We start from the raw sequence: 18150 nt of genomic DNA on the forward strand, positions 1-18150 counted from the left end.
CTCAACCATTAGGATTCAACTCCTGAAAAGTACCGTCGGAATAGAAAACCATAATTTTTGTAACTGTCTTTCCAAGCACCTGTGTTGTTACGGGAGGCACAGGTTCCGGTGAAGGTGTTTGTACCGCCTTTACCTCTTTCTCCGCAATAATAGGCTCCGCTTTTTGCTGAGGCTCTGTTTTCGTTTGAATGAACTCATTTGCTACTACTGGTTGCGGAACTTCAGAACTAAATTGAGGCAAATCCTGATCGTCCATAATCCAGTTCATTCCTAAATCCGGAAACCTTTTTATTATTTTCTGCACGATGTCCAGGCTAGGCTTATTTCTCCCAGCCAGAATATGAGACATGCTTGAACGCTGTATTCCAATTTCATCGGCAAAAATAGACGGCGATATATTCTTACCTGATAGTATCAGTTTAATTTTCTTACTTAAATCCATGTCTCAAATATTGAACTATGTAAATTGTAACACAAAACTAGTATTTAGTTTCATAAATGACAAAGCGTGCAGCGATTTATATAAGTAAATTGTAATAATTTATATTATTAAACTATATTGAATTACAAAAATAAAGCAGCACTGTAAAGTGCTGCTTGTAAATGAGAGCTTAATTTAGAATTTTACACCGCTACGCCATTGTCGCGCAATGCATCATTCAGAGAAGTTTTCAGATCAGTGCTTGCCTTACGCTTACCAATGATCAATGCACATGGGACCTGATAAGTACCCGATGCGAATTCTTTTGGGATAGAACCAGGAATTACTACAGAATCCTCCGGAACAAATCCTTTATACTCTACAGGCTTCTCACCCGTAACATCAATAATTTTGGAACTGCCGGTAATCGTTACACCTGCTCCAAGAACCGCTCTTTTCCCAACACGTGCACCTTCAACGACGATACATCTGGACCCTATGAAAGCTCCGTCTTCAATGATTACAGGAGATGCCTGCACTGGCTCTAATACACCTCCAATACCCACTCCACCGCTCAAATGAACATTTTTGCCTATCTGAGCACAGCTTCCTACAGTTGCCCATGTATCAACCATTGTACCTTCGTCCACATATGCACCGATGTTTACATACGAAGGCATCAGGATAACTCCTTTTGAAATATAAGCACCATAACGGGCTACCGCAGGAGGTACAACCCTCACCCCTAATTGCTCATAACCTGTTTTTAACTTCATTTTATCATGGTATTCGAAAATACCAACCTCACTCACCTGCATTTGCTGTATAGGGAAGTAAAGAATTATTGCTTTTTTAAGTGCTTCGTTCACTACCCAGCTTCCATCTTCCTGAGGTTCGGCAACTCTTAAGCGTCCTTTATCCACTTCTTCAATAATTTCGGATATAAGTGATACTACCGAAGGATCCCTCAAAAGCTCACGATTTGACCATACTTCTTCGATCTTACTTGCGAAGTTCATATTAATTAAACTGTTTAATGAAATATATTTAAGTTATTGATTTACAAAGCAATTAAATTACAAGACAGAATAAATATAAACCCATATTATTCCTTACAAGAGCACCTCTAAACAGACGTAAAATTCATCATTTAAAGATGCCGGCACGGGCGGATTATGAATTCCGGTAGCTCCCATATTGCTCACTGCAAATATTGCACCAATTCTTAAGAAAAAGCCGTTTTTAACTTAATTTCATTAAATATGCTTTCGTTTGATTTTTAACCACATGTCCCACGTCCATTGGTTTCCTCAGGCAATATTGGTACACAGACCTTCCCCGGAACTTTTGACATACCATTCTTTTTCTTAAATTTGCTCGTAAGAAATAACAAAATCAAATCTAGACATGTCTACAGTAAAAGTTGCAATTAATGGCTTCGGGCGTATTGGACGCCTTGTGTATCGTCAAATCTATAACATGGAAGGCATCGAGATCGTAGCTATCAACGATCTTACAAGTCCAAAGGTTTTATCTCACCTTCTTAAGTATGACACAGCTCAGGGCCGTTTTGACGCAGACGTTAAAGCCACTGATAACTCTATCGTTGTAAACGGTGAAAATATAGTAATCTATGCTCAAAGAGATCCTGCTCAAATTCCATGGGCTTCTCACGAAGTAGATGTAGTACTTGAATGTACTGGTTTCTTCACGAGCGCAGAGTCTGCAGGTGCACACATTACTGCAGGTGCTAAGAAAGTTGTAATTTCTGCTCCTGCCACAGGTGACCTTAAAACTATCGTTTATAACGTGAACCACAACATCCTAGACGGTTCTGAAACGATCATCAGCGGTGCTTCATGTACTACCAACTGCCTTGCTCCAATGGCGCAGGTTTTGGAAGAGAAGTTTGGAATTGTTAACGGTTTGATGACAACTATCCACGCTTATACTAACGATCAGAATACTCAGGATGCTCCTCATCCAAAAGGTGATTTGAGAAGAGCTCGTGCAGCTGCTCAGAACATCGTTCCTAACAGTACTGGTGCTGCTAAAGCAATCGGTCTTGTATTGCCTTCATTGAAAGGTAAATTGGATGGATCTGCTCAGCGTGTTCCTACTCTTACAGGTTCATTGACTGAATTGACTGTTGTTCTTGGAAAAGAAACTACTGTTGAGGAAATCAACGCCGCGATGAAAGATGCAGCTAACGAAAGCTACGGATATACAGAAGATGAAATCGTGAGCAGCGATATCATCGGAATCAGCTACGGATCTTTGTTCGATGCGACTCAAACAAGAGTTCAGAAAGTAGGTGATACGCAATTGGTAAGAACTGTTAGCTGGTATGACAATGAAATGTCTTACGTATCTCAGCTGGTACGTACAGTTTATTACTTCGCTAAATTGATCAAGTAATCAATCTGGTTTCTTATAAAAACAGGGCTTCGGATGTATTTTCCGAAGCCCTGTTTTTTTGTCGGTATATATTAAAATCCGGATCCTGGTATTATCTCAGCCTGGCCTTAATGTATTTAATCGAATAACCCTTCCCTACGAAAATCTGCTCATAGTGCGTTTTAACACCGTAATGTTCAGTAAGTAATTCAGATTCGTACAGGTTATCCGTATATTCAAGTATCTCAAAATGCGCTGACTCTGAAATGGTTTCCAAACTGTATTCATACAAAAACGAGCTGTCTGTTTTTAAATAAAACATTCCGTTGTCTTTAAGGAACCGGGAATACATATCCAGAAAACGGTTATTGGTAAGCCGCTTGTTCTCATCCCTGTCGCGTACCTGAGGATCCGGATGAACCAGCCATATTTCGTCCACTTCCTTTTCTGAAAAGAACTCATCAGAATACTGTATCCCTGTTCTCAAAAAAGCTACGTTTGTTAAATTAGCTTCGCTGGCAGCCAGGCTCCCTCTTGCAATTCTGTCGCCTTTGATATCGACACCGATAAAATTCTTATCCGGAAACTGCTTACCTAACCCGATGGTATATTCCCCTTTGCCGCAAGCCAGTTCAAGTACGATAGGATTCGCATTTTTGAAATATAATTCATTCCATTTACCCTTTACTGTAGTATAAAGCGGCTTCTCTGCCTGGATCACATTATCGGCCTGAGCACTGAACTCATAATGTGCCAACTTTCTTCTTGACATTTCTTAACTCTGTATTAATTGTTAACTATAAATTATCGAGGTCGGCCACTACGAACGTACTGCCTCCTACGTAAATGCAATCTTCAGGATCTGAATCGGCGATGGCAGCATTAAGGGCATCATTTACGTTAAAGTAATAATTTCCCGTCAGTCCAAACCCGCTTGCGAGTTCCTGTAATTTCTCAGCCTTTAGTGCTCTTGAATTAGTTGGCTCCGTAAAATAAAAAATCGCCTCAGAGTGCATCATCGCCAGCATAGCAGAGATATCCTTGTCTCCAACAAAACCAATCACGTAGCGGTGTTTTTTTGCAGTTAAACCAGCGAATTGCTTAAGTGTTTGCGTTAGTCCCGCTACGTTATGAGCAGTATCGCAGTAAATGGCAGGTGAATCACCGAGTTTTTGCCATCTGCCTTTCAACCCTGTAAGAGTAGTCACTCTCCTTAATGCACTGTATACCGCAGAAGATTCAATCTGAAGACCACTTACTTTCAACAGTTCGACTGCCTGGAGTACTCCGGCAACGTTTTTGATCTGATAAGATCCCACCAGATCAATTTCCAGATTCGGGTAGGATACTTCGGAATGGTCCGCCGGCCCGGCGTTGACAACCGAAAGGCCATTTTGCATACCGACATTTTCAACCCTGATTCTTTCAGAAGCAAAAAAGACAGGTGCCTGCTTTCCTTCAGCAACAGCCTTAAAAACTTCGGCTGTTTCCTCCTGGTACTCGCTCACCACTACCGGCGTATTCTGTTTAATAATTCCTGCTTTTTCTACGGCGATTTTCTCCAGTGTATCACCAAGAAACTGTGTATGATCGAAACTGACATTCGTGATCACTGAAAGTTCGGGCAGGATTACGTTTGTAGAATCCAGCCTTCCGCCCATGCCTACCTCTATAACCGCCACATCCACCTGCTCGTGCGCAAAGTATGCGAAAGCCATGGCTACTGTAACTTCGAAGAACGAAGGGCTTAATCTATCAATGTTAGATAAATTACCAGCAATAAAATCAACTATGTAATCCTGATTGATTTCCTTACCGTTTATCCGGATTCTCTCCGTAAACGATTTAAGATGAGGGGATGTATACAGCCCAACCTTGTATCCCGCTTCCTGTAAAATGGCAGCGAGCATATGTGAAGTACTTCCCTTACCGTTGGTTCCACCAACGTGTATTGTCTTGTACTTATCCTGAGGGTTATCAAGTATTTTACAAAGTTCAAGCGTAGTAGTAAGGCCCGGCTTATAAGCACGGGCCCCTATATTTTGAAAAACCGGAAGTCTGCTGTACAGGTATTCAATCGTTTCCTGATAATTCATTCTTTTTTAACGAGAGCGTATTTTAAAGGTGATAGTACCTGTAGATTCATCAGGTACGTTTGCTGATTTAGGAACAAAGACAATCGCTCTTACTGCGTTCTTATATTTATTAATAACAGCATAGTCAGTAACTGTCGAGTTCTGTTGGATGATACTTTTTACTCGTCCGTTACGATCAACTGTGATCTTGAATGTAATATCTCCGGTAACATCAGAATTATCGTCAACCACGGGTCTGCCGCTCATTCCGAATCCTGACAGGTTCAGGCTTGTCCCGGCACCATTACCACCACTTCCCTCACCCTTGTAGGTCTTAGAAAACAGGCTTCCTGTTTTGGATCCCTTGTCACCTACACCATCGGCATCATCTCCATTGTTATTTCCTCCAATTCCGGACTTAGTTCCGTTGGTACCATTGCTACCTGACTTACTGCCCGAAGACTTCGTAAACAAAGCGTCTTTGTTCACAGCTTTTTCCGGAGCAGGTTTAACAGCCGGAGCTGAAGAGGTTGCACTACCCGTAGATTTCTTCGTCTCAGTTTTCTCAGGTGCTTCAACAGGACTTTCGGTTTTTGAGGTGATAACAGGTTTCTCCGCAACCGTCTTGGTCGGCTTGGTTGACTCTACTTTAGGTGGTGTAGGAGGAGTTGGTTTAGGAGTAGCAACAGACTTCACCTTCTTCACCTCGTCAGCATCCGCCTTCATATTCTCAGCAACCTTGGAATCATTAGGTTTATTAAAGGTCTGAATATCCCCTTTCCCCACTTTACTGGTACCGTAATTGACCTCCACAAAAAGTTCTAGTGGCTCAACCTTTGGAATAGAGCTACTCAGTCGTATAAAAAAGAATAAGCCAAGAATAGCCAGGGTAATCCCTACGGATAAAGCCCACGACACTGCAATTCTCTGACGATCTTCTGCCTGTAATACAATCATTGTATTTTGATGTTTGTTATTTGGCTCAACAACGTAAAATTAAAAACTTTCGTATAAACCGCAAAGAGGAAGCCTAAGGCTCCCTCTTTACCAATTATATAGCTTTAACGCTAAATTACTTCATTTTTAAAACCCACCCAGGCTCACCGATCACTGATTTGAGTTTGCCTGATGCAGCATAAGCCTCATTTTCAGCATCGAAGCCCTGGACAGCTACTGTAAACTTTTTACTGTGTTTTCCTGCTGGAAGAACTATCGCATCTTTGAAACCTTTCCCCTGCAAATCTTCCTTTAAAACAGTAGCACGCTTCATTCCATTAAATGCTCCTGCGATCAGGTAAAATTTCTTTTGCTCCGTAACAGGCTCAGGTGCTGGTGTTGTTACTGCCGGAGCAGCTGCTGGTACAGGTGTTACAACTACAGGCTCAGCTACTACAGAAATAGAGTCAGCTTTCTTCTCTTCTGTTACTGTTTCACCAACAATTGGTGCAACTTCCACTATTTCTTCTTCTTTCTGAACAGGATCTACCAAAATCGTTTCTTCCTTCTCAGCTGAAAAATCAAATGGATTTAAAGTGCTCTTATTGTTACCGGAATTTGAGGTTACCAGAAAGAAACTTACATAAACCATCAATCCTGCAAGCATAGCGGCCGATGCCCATCTTACCCAGTTCACGCTGCGAACTTTTCTTGAATCCAGTTCAAGTACTTCAACATGATGCTCTTCCTCTGCAACCTGAACAGTTTCTACTTTAACAGGCTCAGGTCTCTCTATCATTTTTACCGCAACCTTCGAAAAGCCATACCACTCGTCCTTAAAGCAGTTGATTACATTGGGTTCGAAAACCAGCTTGCCTTCAACATTCTTGTTAAAGTGACCTATCCCTTCAATAACTGTTTGCCCTTTGGTAACAAGAGTAGATTTCAGGTTCTCAGTATATTCCTTTATCCGTGCTATAGCTTCCGAATGAGAAATATTCTCTTCCCTTGAAATGTAGTTAGCCAGGAAGCCATCGTCCAGTTTCAGAAACTCGTTAAATGCAAGTTTTTTAACAGGTGGCGCAAATATCCCTGAATTTTGATCATACACAGCCGGAACCTGCCTTGACAGCAAAGCACCGAATCCGGGAATAATCACGAATTCATAATCACTAACTAATTTCTTTATTACCGTTTCGACAGCAGTCATGCAGTACTTGTTCAGATGTATTTGGCGAAATTAAAAAGAAAATGATAATCCTCCAATAAAATTTAGACCCTGCTGAGGATAGTACTGATATCTCTGATACTGCTTCCCAAGCACGTTATTGATGGCCACAAAGGCAGAGAAGTTCTTGGTTAACAGATAATCTATCTTAAGATTCAGATCGGCGATAACGGGTAGTTTTGTAACTACGCCAGACTGAAAATTTTTCGCTTTTATACCTCTTTGTGTATAAAGATCTGCTGTTACAAACAGTTTTTTACTTACCGTTACGGCATTGAACCAGTTCAAAGTAAGGTCCGGACGATGCCATACTTCTTCCACAACACCTACAGAATAATTAAAGAAATTGACTTTTAATGATGTCTTGAAAATTTCGTTGAAGTTATAGCCTGCCTGGCCGGAAATCGTCAGTACATTCGTTTTACCCGGATCATAGATGATGGAAAACTTTGACGTATCTGCAAGTGAGTTGTTGAAATTATAGAAGTTGCGATACCTGGCATACGACACTTTTCCTTCGTAATTAAAGCCATCCGCTTCTCCTTTCACACCAGCATACATATCTCCTGTCTTTTCGGTATTGGCAATCAAAACGTTAGCCCCCAACCATTGATTCTCGCTCAACATACTCTTTAACGTATTTCTTACGATATCTCCGTTATAACCAGCGAAAATGTGCAGACCAGAAAACGGTGTAACATCAAAATTGATTAACGGAAATGCCTTTGTTCTGTTAATTCCGAGTTGGTTGTCCGTTTCGTTTACAGCATTCAAACCGGCAGTTACCGTGAAAACGTCAGATGCGTACTTGAATGTTGGTTTTACTCTGAACAGGTTTCGGTTGTAAGTAAGCCTGTCAACGCGCTGTGAAAGGAACGCATCCGCTTCAAGCAAGGCATAAAACGACTCAGAAATCGGTACAGCAGCGGTCAGCTTTGTCCCCCAATCCAGCTCAGACGCGTTGTAACGGTCTGTCAAAGTATTAAGACTTGTCTTTACAGAGTAATCAACGGCCACGGAAGCATCTGTATTCTCAAATCCCAGGTTGATGCCAAACTGATTGATTGTCTGGCGGAGACTGTCTCTGTTTACAACCACTCCTTCCGGCTGTGGCTTGTATCCATAGAAGTAATAATTTTTCCTGTCGTAACCCAGGGACGCTTCAACTTTGTAGGTTTCACGAATGTATTTTCCACCCACTTTCAGATTTGTTGCTGCATTTGCCGAGTTTTTGCCATCCACCGGACCATTTGCTGCCGAAAGATGTTTGAGCTGCGCAGTGAAGAGCAAATCATCAGATGGTCTTGCTCCTACGAAACCTTCACCAAGAAACCGGCCATAATTACCCGCTCCTAGTTTAATGTAATTGTTTAACACGCCCGGCATTTCAGATCTTTCCTTTTCATCTGAAGATACGCCTACTGCCGGGGTAAGCTTGGGCGCGGAGATATTAATGTTCGGATCTAAAATCTCATAGTTCACCTTCTTCTGGCCGGCCTGGCCCTGAACAGGTTGAACCTTATCATATATACGCGCCGCAGGGGCAAACTCAATACTTTTCTCTTTTACAATTTCGTATGTCTGGCTTTCGATTTCCCCTCTCTGTGCGATGGCAAAGTTGGAAGAAAATCCCAGAGTTAAAATGAATAAGGAACCTCGCAATATGCTTGAATTCATCATAATAGTATTTTTACTTTAACGGAGTTAATGGTCTATTTCGAAATCTGAGCCAACTTTTCTTTGGCTAGTTTAACGGCGTCTTCATCATCAGAGTTATCGATGATAGAGTTCAGGGTTGCTTTTGCCTGCCCCATTTCATTTAAGCCAACATATACCTCAGCCAATAAAATAAAAGAGCGTACGCGCCAGTAATCATAGCCCTCGAAATTTTTCGCCATTTCAATTATTGCAGCCTCCGCTTCCTTGTATTTTTTCGTTTTATGAAGGATTACCGCATTCCAGTAGCTGGCTTCCGCCCCATATTCATCTTTTGAATTAGCTGCTACTTTTTTAAACTCCTCCACCGCTTTGGTCATATCACCTTTATCATAAGGCACTTTACCTAAATACAACTGCGCTTTGCCTAATCCGCCCGGAATAATATTTCCTGCTGTAATCACTTCTCTTGCATAATACAGAGTTGAATCATAGCTCTTCAGCGTATAATAATTGTCCATCAACCCAATCCACGCCTGAGCCTGTTCTTTTTTACTCTCTGCATTTCTGAGCAGAATACGGAAATTGGTAATTGCATTGTTATGATTACCTCTTGCTATCTCCAGTTCAGCCGAGCGCTGTGCAGCAGCTGCAACGAAGGTAGATCTGTTCTCCTGCACAACTTTACTGAAATACTTTAATGCCTCAGCCACATCACCGGTTTTATCATAAGATGAACCAATAAAGTAACGGGCATCATATTGGTGCTTACTTGCCGGATATGAATTCAGGAATTCAAGCAGTGATTTTTTAGCATTATCGTATTTTTCAGCATAATAAAGGTTTCGCACGTTGTCGAACTCCACTTCTTCCAGCTTTTCGTTTCCGGGATTGTTCTTACGTACTACACCCAGAACCTGCGTAAACTCCTCCGGGCGCCCAACTGCTGAATAAGCCTCCTGAATACCTTCCAAGGCACTGCTTGCCGACTGTGAGTCAGAAAATTCAGTCAATATCTTTTTAAAATCGACAATTGCCTGCTCATAAACCTGCAGGTTATAGTAAGACTGGGCTCTTCTCAGCAAAGCTGCAGGAATGAGCAAGCTTTTAGGCTTTTCATTAATCATTCTCGTGAAGCCCTTCACAGCAGCTGAATAACTTTGATTCTGGAAATCAATATCGGCAATCTGGAAATAAGCATCGTCCAGGTAACGCGACTGAGGGTATGAGCTGATTAACAATTCAAACTGACGGCGTGCTTCAGCCTCGCGATTCATGTACACATAAGCTCTCGCTTTCTGGTATGTAGCATAATCTTTATCCGATTTTCCGTTGATAGCCACCTTCTCATAAGTGCGGATAGCTTCATCATAATTTTTAGCAGCCAGGTAACAGTCTGCCAGACGTGCATGCGCATCTTCTATGATCTGCGTATCGATACCATTCAGGTTAGTTACGAAATCTTTAAAATACCCCAGTGCCTGACTATATTTTTTCTGATTGTAATAAACGTACCCAAGTGCATACAGACTCTTGCGTGCATAAATACCAGCCTTAGGATTTTTAGCAATCTGGTTATAAAGTGCTACTGCCTCGTCGGTTTTCTTCAAACCATAAACTGACTCAGCCTTATAAAAGCTAGCCGAATTATAAATTTCCTCATCAATAGGAAATTTCAGCGACTTGTCGAATAGCGCCACAGCTGCATCAAATCGTTGCTGGTTAAATTCCAGCACGCCTTGATTGTAAGTAAGTCGCTGGTAAGTACCATTTATTTTAGTATTTCGTTTAGTAAGACTTTCAATATATCTGATAGCAGCGACATTATTATTAGCACCGGAATATCCTTCTGCTACTAACTCCGTTGCCTCTTCAATATGTTTGCTTTGCGGAAATTGGGTCATGAAAGCATTGAATTCCTTAATGGCTTCATTATTGTTTCCGGTCTCCAACTGAATCTTAGCGTGATTATAAGAAGCCTCTTCTTTAACAACCTGATTGAAATCCAGCTTTGCAGCATCACCTAATGATGTTAAAGCAAAGGTTGAATTATTAGTCTTTAAGTAACTGACTCCTAGTAAGTAAGAAGCATACTGCGATACAGAATCCTTGCCCGCTCCTGTATTCTTTAACACTTGGATTGTTCCATCGTAATTATTACTGCGAAAGAGTGAATGACCATAGTGCAGAGCAATCGCGGGAGGGATTGTCCCAGATTTCATTTTGTTATAACGCTCGTAAGCTTTTACGGCTGCAGCGTAATCTCCTTTCTCATAATAGACCTCTGCGACATAAAGTGCAACGTCATCCAGTTTAGTATTTCCTCTTTGCTGGGTCAACGTCTTTTCTCCGTATTGCAGCAACTGGTCATATTTCTTTTGTTGGTATAAAGAAGAGATAATCCAGTTGGGAACTTCATTTTTATAATAAGGATGGTTCTCAACCCGTGCAAAATCCTGATAGGCTTCGTCGAAATTGTTTTTCTGGTAGTTGATTACCCCGGCATAAAACGATGCGTCTCCTGCATTGGCAAAGGAGGCATCTGTCTTTACCTGATTGAACAGGGGAAGAGCTGCATCAGGCTGCTTCGTATTGTAGTACGACATGGCGAGCTGATACGTGTTCTCTGTCTTTTTAGCATTGTTTCCCGGCAAATTCACAGCCTTGCCCAGGTAGGTTATCGCTTTTTCGTATTCTCCTCCCTCATAATAGTATTTACCAAGGTCTCCGTAAATCTGCTGAGCCTTAGGATGCTCCCGGTGATTTTTCACGAACCTGTCAACCTGTACTTCCGCTTCCGGATAATTCAGATAAAGACCCGTAACTGCTATGTAATACTCTGCAGTTACCTTGTTATAATCACCTGTACTCAAAAGTTTATCCTCTGAACTAAGATACTCTCCAAATTCCTGCCTGGCGGCCACAAAGTTGGATTTTTCATAATATTCAAGGCCATTGCGAAAGTGTGCATCAGGCTCGGTAATTCCAAGCGTACTCTGAGCAACGGCAGCGGACGCACCAAAAGCTAAGTATAACCCAAAGGAATAAGTGCTATGTTTCAGAAGCATAGGGGTTGGTTTGATGAATTGTTGTATTTTAATCTTATTTTTCGACATATAAGGACCAATGTACTGTTGGGAAAACACCCTGGTATCAGAACTAAACAGGTATCTAACGAAAACCTCCTCAAAACCGTATACGTAGTATGCGAAGGTAGTTTTTTATAATAATGTGTGTTAAAAAATCACTTCATTTCTTAGTAGTGTAGCCTGAAACTGCCCTCCCATGCTGTCAAATGTTTGTGCCACTGCTCTGAGAAACGGTTCATCAATACATTTCTCGATTTCTTCAACGGTTTCGACCTCATATTGATCGATTTTGTAAGTTTGTTCAAACATTCCGGTTTCAACTTTGATAATATACTTGTTATTCCATTGGTATATACCAATCTTAAAGTCTTTGCTGGGTACGTCTTTAATATATCTCATTACAAATAATTTTTCTCAAAAGTAATCATTTAAGCACTCTAATGAATTTCCAATTTTTAAACAGATATTTGCTAATTATTTTAGTAATAACTTCGATAGGTTGCGGTAATCAAAGAAAAAAAGATGCAGCTGATTTTTTTCTAAAAGCCAATCATGCATTTCAACAAAAGAATTATACCGAAGCTCTGAGGCTGTATGATGAAGCAATCAACAAGAATCCGGATTTCGCAGACGCTTATATGAATAAAGGTATCTGTTTGATGAAAATGAGTCAGCCTGCAGATGCCTATGAGATTTTGACAGAAGCAATCCGGATTGATCCTACCCTTACACAGGCAAATCTCGTACGGGCAGAAGTGGCGCTCAATTTGGGCAGAACCGCAGAAGCTGATGCTGATTTAAAGCTAATCGAAAAAGACTATAAGGACTCTTCACGGTATTTTCTGATCCGGGGAGATTTGTTTCAGGCAAGAAACGAATCGGCCTTATCTGTTTCAGACTATGACCGCGCAATTACTCTGGACTCAACTAATACAGAAGCTTTGGTCAACAGAGGAGCACTGTACTACAATCAGGCAAATTATGCACTGGCACAGCACGACTTTCGCAGAGCACTTACTATTCGTCCCTCGCAAATAGAGGCATTGAATAACCTTGGACTCATCGCGATCCATCAGCATAAACACGATGAAGCGCTAAGATTGTTTGATCAGATATTATACCTGAACCCTGCCAACGCATTGGCTTTGAATAATAAAGGCTATACCCTTCTTCAGTTGGGACGCCTGGATGAAGCTGTTAAACTGATCGACAGATCGCTGGATATCATGCCGGAAAATGGATATGCGCTACGCAACATGGGCATCTATCATATGAAGTCGGGCGACGTTGAGAAGGCTTTAGCAGAATACAATAAGGCCATAGAAATAGCTGAACCTGTTGAAGAACTGTACGGACTTACAGGGCAGGCTTATTTCAAAAAAGGAGACTCTTCCAATGCATGCAAAATCTGGAAGCAAGGTTCAGTCCTGAAAGATGCGCTGGCTATTTCAGAACTGAAACTACATTGTAAATAGCAATTTTTCAGGCTAAAAGCTGCTTAAATTGTTTCCAGATGACCCGGTTTTCCTCAGGATCTGTGAAGATCTCAAGTAAGCAAGTGTTGTCGCAACTTCGGAAGGCTGCCAGCTGAGTAGCCAGATCCTCCATTTGATGGACAGAAAAATAAATCAAACCCGCATCTTCAGCAGTTCTTCGGGCTGTATGCAGGTGTCGGGTTTCAAAATATTCTTCCAGTTCAGGCTGCCTGGCAGGGCCATCTATCATCCGGAATATATTCCCCCCTCCATTATTGACAACTACAATTTTCAGATTTTCGGGTAGAGACTTGATCAGCAAGCCATTTCGATCATATAGAAATGAAACATCGCCGATAATCAACGTAGTCGGGCAGGAATTGGTCAATGCTGCACCTATTGCAGTACTGAGCGAGCCATCTATTCCACTTGTTCCCCTATTGCAGAATACGCTTACAAGATCCGGTTTGCCTAGTGCATTTACATAACGGATAGGCATACTGTTACCCACATGAAGCTGCTCTCCGTCAGCTAATTGCGATAATACAGCATCTATCGCCGTTAGGTCAGTTAACAGAGTTTGATTTAGAAGAAAATCTTGAATTTTTCTTCGCACCAATCTTTCTTTTACCAACCACTTCTCCAGATAACCGGCATCATTGTCCGGCTCCGAATTCTCAGTAAACAGCTGATAATCAATTTTTTCAAATAATTGAGAAAAGAAATAATCCGGATCGACAGCTATTTGTCTTGTTACTGATTGTAACGGATCTGCCCATACTCCATCGTTACCAATATGCCAGTGATTTTTAGCTGGGTTCCTTCGTAGGAAAGTCTTAAGCTCTTTGGAAACAAACGATAATCCGTAGGTAATCAGCAAATCAGGCATCAGATCGGCATCATCGTTACCGGAGAGTATCAGGTCATGATGTGAAATGAATGATTCGTTGCCAGCCAAATTCGCTATACTATCTGCCAGAACAGGCACTTGTAATTCATCTGTTATCTTTGACAATGTCTCGTTTAGCAAAGCAGAATGAGCGCATTGCCCCCCGGCTATTAGTATCTTCTTTGAGTCATCCCATTCATCAAGTAGCTCGTTCCATTGACTCACAGAAATCAGGCGATCAACAGGAGTCTGGTGAATCAAACGTATTGATAGAGAAGGTGCTAACACCTCCCCTTCCGACGGGTAAAAGGGCTCTCTTATCGGAACATTTACATGTACAGGTCCCAATGGAACCTGAGCGGCCAGATTAACGGCTTCGTTGGCAGATCTGTTAATTGCCCAGATAGAATCTGGATGACTATAATCTGAGGGCAATTCAAAGAATTTCTTTACATGCTTACCATAAAGTTCTGACTGATAAATTGTCTGTCCATCAAATTGATGCGTCCATTCCCTGGGCCTATCGGCGGTGAGAATGAGAAGAGGTATTTGCTGAAAAAAAGCCTCTGAAACGGCAGGTGCAAAGTTATATCCTGCACTTCCTGATGTACATATCAAAACAACCGGTTTGCAAAGCTGTTGCGCCATTCCCTGTGCTATAAAACCTGCCGAACGCTCATCTATTACCGGATGTATCTGAAAGCCTCCATGGCGTGAAAAAGCGAGTGTAAGTGCTGCACTGCGCGAGCCTGGTGAAAGCACTACGTGCCGTACGCCATGCAAGTAAGTCAAAGCAGCGAGATCTATTAATGGTTGAAGTATTGCCATTCTGATTGATACAAAAATAGCCTCTTCCGAGGCTATTTCATTATTCAAAATTACGGTGGGTTTTATCCCAAATAAGTTTTCAAAGCCTTGCTTCTGGAAACGTGACGCAATCTTCTGATTGCCTTTTCCTTGATCTGACGAACACGCTCGCGGGTAAGATTGAATTTTTCACCAATCTCTTCCAGTGTCATAGCATGCTCTCCGTTCAAACCAAAGTAAAGTGCAATTACGTCAGCCTCTCTCTGCGTAAGTGTACAAAGTGCTCTCTGTACCTCTTTTCTCAACGATTCATTTACAAGACCGCTGTCAGGCTTGTCTTCAAGATCGTTTTCAAGAACATCCAAAAGGCTGTTTTCTTCACCCTGAACAAAAGGGGCATCCATTGATACGTGACGACCTGAGATTTTCATAGTATCAACAACCTCAGAGGATGATATTTCAAGTACCTCTGCCAATTCCTCAGGAGAAGGTTCACGTTCAAATTTCTGTTCAAGCTCGGAGAAAGTCTTCGAGATTTTATTCAAAGATCCAACACGGTTCAGTGGAAGACGTACGATACGCGACTGTTCAGCCAATGCCTGAAGAATGGACTGACGAATCCACCATACAGCATAGGAAATAAACTTAAACCCTCTGGTTTCATCGAATCGTTGCGCTGCCTTGATCAGACCGAGGTTTCCTTCATTTATAAGGTCACCCAGTGAAAGACCCTGGTTTTGATATTGTTTCGCAACAGAAACAACGAAACGAAGGTTCGCCTTTGTCAGTCTTTCCAGTGCGAACTGATCACCATCTCGTATTTTTTGAGCTAACGTCACTTCCTCATCCGGCGTTAACAAATCAACCTTACCGATTTCCTGCAAATATTTATCTAATGACTGACTTTCTCGGTTGGTAATTTGCTTACTGATCTTTAGCTGTCTCATCTACATTCTTATATTAATATGTATAAATAACGGCATGATGTAATGCCCTCGTTTAAAAAACACCGTTTTATGCGTTTTTGTTCTCTGGCTTAGGAAGTAAAACCTTTCTTGACAGACGATATTTCCCTGTTTTCTTGTCTACTTCAACCAGTTTAACCTGAACCTCTTCGCCAACTTCAAGTACGCCATCCATAGTTTCAAGTCTTTCCCACTTAATTTCAGAAATGTGAAGAAGACCGTCTTTACCCGGAAGGAACTCAACGAACGCTCCGAATGGCATAATAGATTTTACTTTTCCGCTGTAAACTTCGCCAATTTCAGGTACAAGAATGATTCCCTTGATACGAGAAACTGCTTTATCCATTGAAGTCTTATCAGCAGAGAATATACTCACGAAACCAGCACCATCCTTTTCTTCGATGGAAACAGTAGCACCGGATTCTTTCTGAATATCCTGAACAACTTTACCACCAGGTCCGATTACTGCACCAATCATTTCGCGGTCAATCTTAATTACGACGGCGCGAGGCGTGTGAGGTTTCAGATCTGCACGACTTTCTGTGATAGTTTTATTCATTTCACCCAAAATATGCAGTCTGCCGGCTTTTGCCTGAAGTAATGCTTCAGTCAAAACTTCAAAAGAAAGACCGTTTACTTTCATATCCATCTGGCAGGCAGTAATACCTTTTTCAGTTCCGGTTACTTTGAAGTCCATATCTCCAAGGTGATCTTCGTCTCCAAGAATATCAGACAAAACAGCATATTGACCTGTCTTTTCATCAGAGATCAATCCCATTGCAATACCAGATACAGGCGCTTTAATTTTCAAACCTGAATCCATCAATGCAAGTGAACCTGCACATACAGTCGCCATCGATGATGAACCGTTTGATTCAAGAATATCAGAAACGATACGAATTGTATATGGATTATCTTCAGCAGCAGGAAGTACTTTTTTCAAAGCACGCAATGCCAGGTTTCCATGTCCCACTTCTCTGCGACCAGGTCCGCGGTTAGGCTTCACTTCTCCAGTTGAAAATCCAGGGAAATTGTAGTGTAGCAAAAATTTGCTGTATCCGTATTTAAGCGGAGTGTCAATGATCTGCTCGTCATTTTTAGTTCCCAACGTCACGGTTGTAAGTGACTGCGTTTCACCTCTTGTGAAAAGGGCGGATCCGTGAGCGTTTGGCAAAAAATCGACTTCAGATGCTATAGGGCGAACTTCATCCAACTTACGACCATCCAGACGTTTTCTTTCGTCAAGAACCAGACGGCGGGATGCTTCCCAAACGATATCATTAAAATAACGTTTTGCCAAAGCGCCGTTTACTTCTTCCTCTCCTATGCTTTCAACGAATTCTGTCCATACAGCTTTAAAACCATCTTTACGGACGTTTTTATTTTGTGAACCCAATTGAGTCACTGCATAAACTTTATCATAACAGAAAGCTCTTACTCTTGCTTCCAGTTCTTCATCCTGCTCGTCACCTATGTATTCTCTCTTTTCAGTTTTACCTACAGCGGCTTCAAATTCTTTGAGAGCAAGGCACTGTTGCTTAATCACTTCATGAGCAAGTCTTAGTGCTTCGATTACCTCTTCTTCGGTTGCCTCTTCCATCTCCCCCTCAACCATCGCAATATCATTGTATGTAGCGCCCACCATCAATTCAAGTGTGGCTCTTTCAAGCGCTGCGGAACCTGGATTGATAACAAACTCTCCATCAATTTTTGCAACACGTACTTCCGAAACAGGTCCTCCGAAAGGAATATCAGAAGCAGCAAGTGCAGCGGAAGCAGCAAGTGCAGCAAGTGCGTCTGGCAATGCCTCTGAATCTGCTGAGATAAGAACTATGTTTACCTGTGTTTCTGCATGGTAATCATCAGGAAACAAAGGACGTAACACGCGGTCAACCAAACGGCTTACCAGTACCTCGTGGTCAGATAGTTTCCCTTCACGACGCATAAAACTTCCCGGAATTCTTCCGGCAGAAGCGAATTTCTCCTGATAATCAACAGATAGTGGTAAGAAATCCAGTCCTTCCTTTATATCTTTATTAGCAACAACCGTAGCAAGCAGCATCGTATTTCCCATACGAACTACTACAGAACCATCCGCTTGTTTAGCTAATTTCCCTGTTTCAATTGTGATTTCTCTCCCGTCCGGCAGAGTTATAGTTTTGTTAACTATATTAAATAGCATAAAATATGTGTTGTTTGAAAACCGCTGAAC

14 protein-coding genes are annotated in these 18150 nt (G+C 41.7%); 2 read left to right on the forward strand and 12 right to left on the reverse strand.

Annotated features, from left to right (window positions below):
- Position 1 precedes the first annotated feature (1 nt).
- Complete coding sequence (locus DSL64_RS00375) at positions 2-442, reverse strand: helix-turn-helix transcriptional regulator (protein WP_115828663.1); 441 nt, start codon at positions 440-442, stop codon at positions 2-4.
- Positions 443-624: 182 nt separating this feature from the next.
- Positions 625-1440: a 2,3,4,5-tetrahydropyridine-2,6-dicarboxylate N-succinyltransferase gene (locus DSL64_RS00380; protein ID WP_115828664.1), complete on the reverse strand. Its 816-nt coding sequence runs from the start codon at positions 1438-1440 to the stop codon at positions 625-627.
- A gap of 388 nt (positions 1441-1828) precedes the next feature.
- Between DSL64_RS00380 and gap the strand changes: the two genes are divergently transcribed.
- A complete protein-coding gene (gap, locus tag DSL64_RS00385; RefSeq protein ID WP_115828665.1) occupies positions 1829-2839 on the forward strand; it encodes a type I glyceraldehyde-3-phosphate dehydrogenase in 1011 nt (336 codons plus the stop codon).
- A 91-nt stretch (positions 2840-2930) separates the two neighbouring features.
- Here gap and trmB read toward each other — a convergent pair whose 3' ends face one another.
- The 7 genes from trmB to DSL64_RS00420 form a co-directional block, all read right to left on the reverse strand.
- Positions 2931-3590: a tRNA (guanosine(46)-N7)-methyltransferase TrmB gene (gene trmB / locus DSL64_RS00390; RefSeq protein ID WP_115828666.1), complete on the reverse strand. Its 660-nt coding sequence runs from the start codon at positions 3588-3590 to the stop codon at positions 2931-2933.
- A 25-nt stretch (positions 3591-3615) separates the two neighbouring features.
- Positions 3616-4914 (reverse strand): bifunctional folylpolyglutamate synthase/dihydrofolate synthase, encoded by a 1299-nt coding sequence (locus DSL64_RS00395; protein WP_115828667.1) that lies wholly within the window; start codon positions 4912-4914, stop codon positions 3616-3618.
- A gap of 6 nt (positions 4915-4920) precedes the next feature.
- On the reverse strand, positions 4921-5850 hold the full coding sequence (locus DSL64_RS00400; protein ID WP_115828668.1) for a hypothetical protein: 930 nt from the start codon (positions 5848-5850) through the stop codon (positions 4921-4923).
- Positions 5851-5965: 115 nt separating this feature from the next.
- Positions 5966-7039, reverse strand: coding sequence for an HU domain-containing protein (locus DSL64_RS00405; protein ID WP_115828669.1), 1074 nt, complete (start codon positions 7037-7039; stop codon positions 5966-5968).
- A 30-nt stretch (positions 7040-7069) separates the two neighbouring features.
- The gene (locus DSL64_RS00410) at positions 7070-8737 is read right to left on the reverse strand and encodes a TonB-dependent receptor (protein WP_115828670.1); all 1668 of its coding nucleotides are present in this window, start codon (positions 8735-8737) and stop codon (positions 7070-7072) included.
- Between the two features lie 32 nt (positions 8738-8769).
- The gene (locus tag DSL64_RS00415; RefSeq protein WP_115829119.1) at positions 8770-11781 is read right to left on the reverse strand and encodes a tetratricopeptide repeat protein; all 3012 of its coding nucleotides are present in this window, start codon (positions 11779-11781) and stop codon (positions 8770-8772) included.
- 168 nt (positions 11782-11949) lie between these two features.
- Complete coding sequence (locus DSL64_RS00420) at positions 11950-12201, reverse strand: hypothetical protein (protein ID WP_115828671.1); 252 nt, start codon at positions 12199-12201, stop codon at positions 11950-11952.
- Positions 12202-12269: 68 nt separating this feature from the next.
- Here DSL64_RS00420 and DSL64_RS00425 point away from each other — a divergent pair, with 68 nt between their 5' ends.
- Positions 12270-13277 carry a tetratricopeptide repeat protein gene (locus DSL64_RS00425; protein WP_229216900.1) on the forward strand — a complete coding sequence of 336 codons (1008 nt, stop codon included), beginning with the start codon at positions 12270-12272 and terminating at the stop codon, positions 13275-13277.
- A 7-nt stretch (positions 13278-13284) separates the two neighbouring features.
- On the opposite strand, the gene menD is transcribed toward DSL64_RS00425, so the two are convergent.
- The 3 genes from menD to DSL64_RS00440 all read right to left on the reverse strand — a co-directional run bounded on the left by menD (position 13285) and on the right by DSL64_RS00440 (position 18120).
- Positions 13285-15042 (reverse strand): 2-succinyl-5-enolpyruvyl-6-hydroxy-3-cyclohexene-1-carboxylic-acid synthase, encoded by a 1758-nt coding sequence (gene menD, locus DSL64_RS00430; protein WP_229216901.1) that lies wholly within the window; start codon positions 15040-15042, stop codon positions 13285-13287.
- A gap of 14 nt (positions 15043-15056) precedes the next feature.
- Positions 15057-15920, reverse strand: coding sequence for a sigma-70 family RNA polymerase sigma factor (locus DSL64_RS00435; RefSeq protein ID WP_115828673.1), 864 nt, complete (start codon positions 15918-15920; stop codon positions 15057-15059).
- 67 nt (positions 15921-15987) lie between these two features.
- Complete coding sequence (locus DSL64_RS00440; RefSeq protein WP_115828674.1) at positions 15988-18120, reverse strand: polyribonucleotide nucleotidyltransferase; 2133 nt, start codon at positions 18118-18120, stop codon at positions 15988-15990.
- Between the last annotated feature and the right edge of the window lie 30 nt (positions 18121-18150).

Source organism: Dyadobacter luteus (assembly GCF_003383615.1).
Lineage (GTDB): Bacteria > Bacteroidota > Bacteroidia > Cytophagales > Spirosomataceae > Dyadobacter > Dyadobacter luteus.